The following is a 7,999-nucleotide window of genomic DNA, read 5'->3' as shown; positions in this document are numbered from 1 at the left end:
CCAAAGGCGAATACTTCGGGCCTTTTCCGAACGGCTACGCGGTGCGGGAAACGTTGTCTCTGCTGCAAAAAATATTCCCGGTACGGCAGTGTGAGAACAGCGTATACCGCAACCGATCCCGCCCCTGCCTGCAATACCAGATTGGACGCTGCCTTGGACCGTGTGTGGCGGGGCTGGTTAGCGAAGAAGAGTATGCGCAGCAAACTGACTACGTTCGGCTGTTCTTGTCCGGCAAAGACGATCAGGTGCTGAAACAGCTGATTGGCCGGATGGAAGAAGCCAGCCAGTCGCTTAAGTTCGAGGAAGCGGGGCGGCTGCGCGATCAGATCCAGGCGGTAAGGCGCGTAACCGAGCGGCAGTTCGTTTCTAATAACGGCGACGATTTGGATGTTATAGGCGTCGCTTTCGATAACGGCATGGCCTGTCTGCACGTGCTGTTTATCCGCCAGGGAAAAGTGCTTGGCAGCCGCAGCTATTTTCCAAAAGTCCCGGGCGGCACCGATATTGCCGAAGTGGTTCAGACCTTTGTTGGGCAGTTCTATCTGCAGGGAAGTCAGGCGCGTACGTTGCCTGCTGATATCCTGCTGGATTTCGCGCTGCCGGAAAAAGATCTGTTAGCGGCGTCGCTGAGCGACATGGCCGGCAGAAAAGTCTCTATACAGAGCAACCCGCGCGGCGATCGCGCCCGGTATCTCAAGCTGGCCAGGACGAATGCCAGCACGGCGCTGGTCAGCCGTCTGTCGCAGCAGTCTACTATTCACCAGCGCTTACAGGCGCTAAGCGAAGTGCTCGATCTGCCCGCAATCAAACGCATGGAATGTTTTGATATCAGCCATACGATGGGCGAGCAAACGGTGGCTTCCTGCGTGGTTTTCGACAGCAATGGGCCACTGCGTTCCGAATATCGTCGCTATAACATTAGCGGAATTACTCCTGGCGATGATTACGCGGCCATGAACCAGGTGCTTCGCCGTCGCTACGGTAAAGAGCTGGAAGAAAGCAAAATTCCTGACCTGATCCTGATCGATGGCGGTAAAGGCCAGCTGGCGCAGGCCAAATCCGTCTTTGCAGAACTGGAGGTGGGCTGGGATAAAAATCGGCCGATTCTGCTGGGTGTAGCGAAGGGCAGCGATCGTAAAGCCGGGTTAGAAACGCTGTTCTTCGAGCCGGAAGGGGAGGGGTTTTCCCTGCCGCCTGACTCGCCAGCGCTGCATGTCATACAGCATATTCGTGACGACTCTCACAATCATGCAATTACCGGACATCGCAATAAGCGGGCAAAAGTTAAAAATACCAGCGCGCTGGAAAGCATTGAAGGGATAGGGCCTAAACGTCGTCAAATGCTGCTTAAGTACATGGGAGGCCTGCAGCCGCTGATGAACGCCTCAGTCGAAGAGATAGCTCAGGTGCCCGGCATTTCGCAGGCACTGGCGGAGAAAATCTTTTATTCGCTGAAACACTAAGCATTGCGTTGGCTAAGGCATTGTAGGAACATAGGGACAAATTCTACTCTGCCCAGACAGTTAGCGTACCTATGCATTTTAATATTCCGACCTTACTTACTTTGCTTCGTGTCGTGTTAATCCCTTTCTTCGTACTGGCTTTTTATTTGCCGTTTGAATGGGCGCCGCTGGTTTGTGCACTGATATTTATCGTGGCGGCGATCACCGACTGGTTCGACGGCTGGCTGGCGCGTCGCTGGAAACAAACCACCCGCTTTGGCGCGTTTCTGGATCCGGTTGCCGACAAAGTAATGGTGGCTATTGCACTGGTTCTGGTGGCCGGGCATTTCCATGCATGGTGGATTACGCTACCGGCGGCGACGATGATTGCACGCGAAATCATCATTTCCGCGTTGCGCGAATGGATGGCTGAAATTGGCAAGCGCAGCAGCGTGGCCGTTTCGTGGATTGGTAAAGTGAAAACCACCGCGCAGATGCTGGCGCTGTTCGCGCTGCTGTGGCGGCCGGATCGTCTGGTAGAAGGCATCGGCGTAGCGGCGCTCTACGTCGCCGCCGTCCTGACTTTCTGGTCGATGTATCAGTATTTGAGCGCGGCGCGCGGCGATCTGTTCGAACGGTGATCAATGCGATTTAAAAAACAGCAAACGAGAAAAAAGTGCGGATATTTGTGTTGACTCATTTCTTCCAGTCAGTAGAATGCAACGCATCGAAAGGCAGCTGAGTCGCCAGAAGATAAAGTAAATCAGCAGGTTCTGTTAAGAACGCTGAAAAATGCGGGAATAGCTCAGTTGGTAGAGCACGACCTTGCCAAGGTCGGGGTCGCGAGTTCGAGTCTCGTTTCCCGCTCCAGATTTAGCGGTCAGCCCAGCGCTGGCAGCAAAGCAGAATAAAGGCGCGTTGGCAGAGTGGCCATGCTGCGGATTGCAAATCCGCCTACCTCGGTTCGACTCCGGGACGCGCCTCCACTTTACACCCATGCCCGGGTGGTGAAATCGGTAGACACAAGGGATTTAAAATCCCTCGGCTTATGGCTGTGCGGGTTCAAGTCCCGCCCCGGGCACCATCTTCGACTACCGATTAAAACAAATAAAAAAAGCACCTTGTGCAATGTCGTAAGCCGCCGAAAGGCGGTTTTTTTGTGCCTGAAAATCGCCTCAGGCAGGCGAATGTCGCGCGTGGTCGTCGGCTCCCCGCGACAGGCATCCCTGCTGCCGTTGCGTACGAGGTTGGCGGACGAGTCCAGGTCCTATCCATCCGACAATCCTTGTATGTGATGCCGGCCTGTTACTACAGACAGGCCGTCTGCCGGTGTGGTGCCAGGGGGCATTACGGCGATAATTTTTCCCGGACCACGGCAAACCGCTTTCTGTCGACTATGATCCTTGTTTATAATCGTGCTTTCTTTTTCGTTAGCAAACTAATTATCAGGCTTCTATATATTGAATATTCAGGATCTTACCTTTTCCCGATTGCTCCATCTGACTGCCCAGGCATGGCGTCAGGCCATTGATCGTCGGGTAAAAGAAGAGGGCTTAACGACCAGCAGCTGGATGGCAATAGCGACGCTGGTGACGCAAACCGCTCCTGTCAGCCAAAAAGAACTGGCACAGGCGCTGGGCCTGGAAGAGGCGACGATTGTCCCGCTGGTGGATCGGCTGGTTAAACAGCAGCTGGTGGTGCGCACGCAGCCCCCGGAAGATCGCCGTAAACGCCTGATTGAAATTACGCCTGCAGGTACGGCACTCCATCAGCAGCTGGCCGGAGAGATAGAAAAGCTGCGTAACGAGCTGCTGGCGAGTATTACCCGTGACGAACTGATCGTCGCGCAGCGTGTGCTGCAAAAATTATTGAAAGCGACTGAGGCAAAATAGCGTGCGCGGTAGCCGTCCCGATCCTTTCGCTCCGCGCGAATGGGCGCCAGGCGAGAAGCCGATGCTGCCAGGCTCGCCTTCCACGCCTCTTCATCCCACTCCCAAACGTATTGCTTTCGGTCTTATTGGGCTGCTGATTTCCGTCACCGGTGCGTTGAGCAATGCGCTGGTGACGGCGAACCTGAGCAATTTACAGGGGGTGTTCGGCGCTTACAGTAATGAAATTGCCTGGCTGCCTGCCGTTTACGTCATGGGCAATATCTCTATTAACCTGCTGCTGGTTAAATTTCGCCAGCAGTATGGCCTGCGTGCGTTTACCGAAGCCTTCCTGGTGCTGTATGCGCTGGTCTCTTTCTTTCATCTGCTGGTTAATGACCTCAGCTCGGCGATTATCGTACGCGCTGCACATGGCATGGTAGGTGCGGCTCTTAGCTCGCTGGGCATTTATTATCAGGTGCAGGCGTGGCCGGCAAAGCATCGCTTAAAAGCGATGGCTATCGGTCTGGGCGCCTCACAGCTGGCTATCCCGCTGGCACGCCTCTTTTCCAGCGAGCTGCTGCAGCTGGAGCAATGGCGCGGTCTTTATCTGTTTGAGTTAGGACTGGCGATGATCTGCCTCGGCGCGGTGTTAATCCTGAAGCTCCCGCCAGGCGATCGCATGAAGGTTTTTGAAAAGAAGGATTTTCTGACGTTTATGCTGATGGCGCCGGGCATGGCGCTGTTTTGCGCGGTGCTGTCGCTGGGGCGTATTGAATGGTGGACCAGCACGCCGTGGCTGGGGATATGCCTTGCCCTCGGACTGGTACTGGTGATTGCCGCAGTGGTGCTTGAACATAACCGCAGCAATCCCTTGATCAATACGCGCTGGCTGCGTACCGGTGCCATTTTTCGCCTTGGGATCGTGATGGTCATGCTGCGCGTCACGCTGGCCGAGCAAAATACGGGTGCTATCGGCTATTTGCAGCAGGTCGGGCTGCTGAACGATCAGATGCAGGGGCTGGCGCTGGCTATCCTGCTGGGCGTGATTGCCGGGATCGCCACCAGCGCGTTGACCATCAACGTCAAACATCTCAGCTGGCCGATCGTGGTGTCGCTGCTGTTGATCATGGTGGCCTCGCTGATGGATGCCCATTCCAGCCCGTTAACGCGCGGCAACAATATGTATTTCAGCCAGTTCCTGCTGGGGTTTAGCAGCACCTTCTTTATTGCGCCAGCACTGCTACTGAATATCGGCAGCGTGGTGACCCAGCCCAAAAACCTGGTCAGCCTGGTTGTCCTCTTTGGTATGTGTCAGAATCTTGGCGGCCTGATTGGGTCGGCTCTGCTGGGGACGTTCCAGATATGGCGGGAAAAATATCACTCCAGCCTGCTGGGCGACCAGCTTTCCTTACTGGATCCCAACGTCACTGAGCGACTGTCGCAATATTCGGGGCTGTTTAACAGCCTGATTGGCGATCCCACGCAGCTCAGTGCGCAGGGGATCGCGCAGCTACAGAGTGTGGCAACGCTACAGGCAAACGTGCTGGCTTATAATGATACCTATCTTCTTACGGCCGGAATGGCCTTTGTCACATTAATCTGGGTACTATGGCGCCTGTCGCGGCTGCGCTATCTCAACTGGCAGCAGGCCAAACGCGAAGCGGAAGCAGAAAGGCAGATGCTGCAAGCCAACAACATGATGAGGAATGAATGAGTCAGCAGGAACAAAGCCAGCTCGCCGAGCGTGAACGAAATAACAAGCTACGGATCATCTCAATAGTGACGGGAGCAGGCATTGCGATAGTTGGGGTACTGGTCATTCTTTACGCCTGGCAGCTGCCGCCTTTTACCAGTGCGATACAGTCTACGGAAAATGCCTACGTGCGCGGGCAGGTGACGTTTATCAGCCCGCAGGTTAATGGCTATATCACCGCCGTCAACGTGTTGGATTATCAGCCGGTGCACAAGGGCGAGGTCATGATGACCATCGACGATCGAATTTATCGTCAGAGGGTGCACCAGGCGCAGGCGCAGCTGGCGATTAAAAAGGCCGCGCTGGAGAATAACGTGCAGCAGCGCCGAAGCGCGCAGGCGGTCATCGCCCGCAATCAGGCCGTGCTGGAAAACGCCAAAGCTCAGTTAATCAAAAGCGGGCTGGATTTAAAGCGTGTAGAGAACCTGGTTTCTGACGGTTCCCTGTCCATCCGCGAGCGCGACGCGTCTCGCGCCAGCAATGCCCAGACGCTGGCCGAAGTGCAGCAGGCGAAAGCCACGCTGGAGGTATCCCGCCAGGATCTGCAAACCACCATCGTTAACCATGCTTCAATGGAGGCGGACGTGGCGAACGCTCAGGCCGCGTTAGAACTGGCACAGATCGATCTGGACAATACGCGCATTATCGCACCGCGCGACGGCCAGCTTGGCCAGATCGCCGTACGCCAGGGCGCCTATGTGGCGGCAGGTACCCGGCTTACCTCACTGGTGCCTCAGCAGATGTGGGTCATAGCCAATATGAAAGAGACGCAGATGGCGCATATCCGGCCGGGCCTGCCGGTGACTTTTACCGTTGATGCGCTGAACGGCGAATCCTATCAGGGAAAAGTGGAATATATTTCGCCAGCCGCCGGGTCGGAATTCAGCGCGATCTCGCCTGATAATGCCACCGGTAACTTCGTTAAAATTGCCCAACGCATTCCTGTAAGGATCGCCATTACCAGTGATAAAGCGGGCCGCCTGCGTCCTGGTATGTCCGTTGAGGTGAATATCGATACCGCTGCCGGAGAGGCGAAATGATGCGTCGTGCGCTGGCGCTGTTGATCGTGGTTCTGCTGCCTGCCGGCTGCGCCACGAAAGTTGACAAGGCACCGGGATCGCTGCCCGTACCGACGCAGTGGCGCCATGAGGCGGGACCCTCCTCGCCCGTAGAAGCGGGATGGTGGCATGCCTTCGGCGATCGCGATTTGAATGTGCTGGTGGAGCAGGCGCTGAAGCACAATCTGGATATTCTTACCGCGCGTTCTCGTGTCGACCAGTATCGGGCCGAACTGCGGGCAGCCGAGGGAAACAACTTTCCAACGCTGAACGTCGGCATGGCTGGCACCCATGCCAGAGCGCTCTCATCGGTAAGCGGCCAGCCCTATGAGTATGCTGTGTTTCAGGGGTTGCTACAGGCCAATTATGATGTGGATTTATGGGGGGCGCGCAGCAGCAACATAACGGCTGCAGAATCCTCGCTGGCGGCTATCCAGGCCGCGTCTTCCGCAGCAGAACTGACCGTAGCCAGCTCGGTTGCCTCAGGCTATATGACGCTACTGGCGCTTGACGAGCAGCTGCGCGTAACAGAGGCGACGCTGGCCACGCGTGAAAATTCACTGCGGCTGGCGCAACGGCAGTTTGAAACCGGCTATACCTCCCGGCTGGAATGGGTACAGTCGCAGTCGGAATATCAGACCGCGAAAGCTCAGGTCCCGGTGCTGCAGCATCAGATCGAGCAACAGGAAAACGCGCTTAGCATTCTGGTAGGGATGAATCCTCGTGAAATCGCCCGCCAGGGGCGCTTTAAGCAGGTTGCACCACAGCAGTTGCCTTCGCTACTGCCTTCCGAACTTTTACAACGGCGTCCCGACATTGCGCAGGCCCAGCGCCTGCTGCTGGCGGCGGACGCTACGCTGGCCTCCTCGAAGGCGCGCCTGCTTCCTTCATTGAACCTTACCGCCAGCGGCACGTTGCAAAGCGCCGCGCTGCATCAGCTGGCGGATAATCCGTTCCGCCTCTGGAGCATTGGCGGCAGCGTACTGGCGCCAATTCTCAACCGAGAGGCACTGACGGCACAGGTTGACGTTTCTATGGCCTCCCGCAATCAGGCTTTGTTTAACTATGAGAAAGTAGTGCGCAATGCTTTCAGCGAAGTAAATAACGATCTGGATGCGATTGCGCGCTATAAAGAGCAGCTGGCAGAGTTACAAACCCAGGAGCAGGTGGTCAGTGAAGCGTTGCATATAGCGAACAATCGCTACCAGAATGGTTATGCCTCCTATCTGGATGCGCTGGACGCGCAGCGGACACTGTTCAGCACACAGCTTAACCAGGTACAGGTAAAAAATAATCTGCTGCAGGCGCAGATCGACCTCTACCGGGCGCTGGGCGGCGGCTGGCAGGCGGAAGCCGAAAAAAGCGGATAACAGCAGGTTAAGGCTGTTTCTGGCAGGCAGGATGATGGCGAGCACCTCAATGGCCTTGCTGGATGCCACGATGAGCGTTACCGCTGTTATCATGGTATCCAACAAGGCTATCTTTAGAGCCGTGCCGGACGCGAAATAGGATAGCGAACCGGTTGAAAGGGCGAAGGACTAAAGGGTGAAGTATTGAAAGGATGAAAGGATGAAAGGGGAGAAGGCCTGAAGGAGTGAAAAGGGTAAAGGCGCGACAAGTGAAAGATTGAAGGCCCGAATGCACTGATGCGCATGATGCCTTTCTTCGCAATGTGCCCGCGCGGCTGCTGTCAACAAGCTGCCGCTACGCTGGATTTAAAGCTGCGCTATCGTATGGCCGTGTAGCAAAACCCCCCATCCGGCCAATGTAAAGACGCTACCCGCAAATACCGACCAGACAGCAATAAAAGGCTCGGCGTGAGACCGGTGTGCTGTCATCTTTACCGCCACCGCCACCGCCACGGCCACCGCCACC

The 7,999-nt window shown here is 56.0% G+C and carries 6 protein-coding genes and 3 tRNA genes; all 9 read left to right on the top strand.

The window, feature by feature from the left end; translation table 11 throughout:
* Positions 1 to 1,463, top strand: a 1,463-nt coding sequence (gene uvrC / locus RTK32_RS15525) for an excinuclease ABC subunit UvrC (protein WP_312045534.1), incomplete at its 5' end; no start/stop codon positions are given.
* Between the two features lie 71 nt (positions 1,464 to 1,534).
* On the top strand, positions 1,535 to 2,083 hold the full coding sequence (pgsA, locus tag RTK32_RS15520) for a CDP-diacylglycerol--glycerol-3-phosphate 3-phosphatidyltransferase (protein ID WP_312045531.1): 549 nt from the start codon (positions 1,535 to 1,537) through the stop codon (positions 2,081 to 2,083).
* 153 nt (positions 2,084 to 2,236) lie between these two features.
* Positions 2,237 to 2,312: transfer RNA gene (locus RTK32_RS15515), tRNA-Gly, on the top strand.
* 42 nt (positions 2,313 to 2,354) lie between these two features.
* Positions 2,355 to 2,428, top strand: a tRNA-Cys gene (locus RTK32_RS15510).
* Between the two features lie 12 nt (positions 2,429 to 2,440).
* Positions 2,441 to 2,526: transfer RNA gene (locus RTK32_RS15505), tRNA-Leu, on the top strand.
* Between the two features lie 376 nt (positions 2,527 to 2,902).
* Entirely contained in the window at positions 2,903 to 3,334 is a 432-nt protein-coding gene (locus tag RTK32_RS15500) for a MarR family transcriptional regulator (RefSeq protein WP_312045530.1), read from the top strand.
* 61 nt (positions 3,335 to 3,395) lie between these two features.
* Positions 3,396 to 5,027 (top strand): MFS transporter, encoded by a 1,632-nt coding sequence (locus RTK32_RS15495; protein ID WP_409451105.1) that lies wholly within the window; start codon positions 3,396 to 3,398, stop codon positions 5,025 to 5,027.
* Positions 5,024 to 6,106: an HlyD family secretion protein gene (locus RTK32_RS15490; protein WP_312045526.1), complete on the top strand. Its 1,083-nt coding sequence runs from the start codon at positions 5,024 to 5,026 to the stop codon at positions 6,104 to 6,106. The genes RTK32_RS15495 and RTK32_RS15490 overlap by 4 nt, the downstream gene beginning before the upstream one ends.
* Positions 6,106 to 7,494, top strand: coding sequence for an efflux transporter outer membrane subunit (locus RTK32_RS15485; protein ID WP_312045536.1), 1,389 nt, complete (start codon positions 6,106 to 6,108; stop codon positions 7,492 to 7,494). The genes RTK32_RS15490 and RTK32_RS15485 overlap by 1 nt, the downstream gene beginning before the upstream one ends.
* Positions 7,495 to 7,999 lie beyond the last annotated feature (505 nt).

This window comes from Erwinia sp. (assembly GCF_031978025.1).
Taxonomy (GTDB): Bacteria; Pseudomonadota; Gammaproteobacteria; order Enterobacterales; family Enterobacteriaceae; genus Erwinia.
This window is presented reverse-complemented; position numbering and strand designations above follow the sequence as displayed.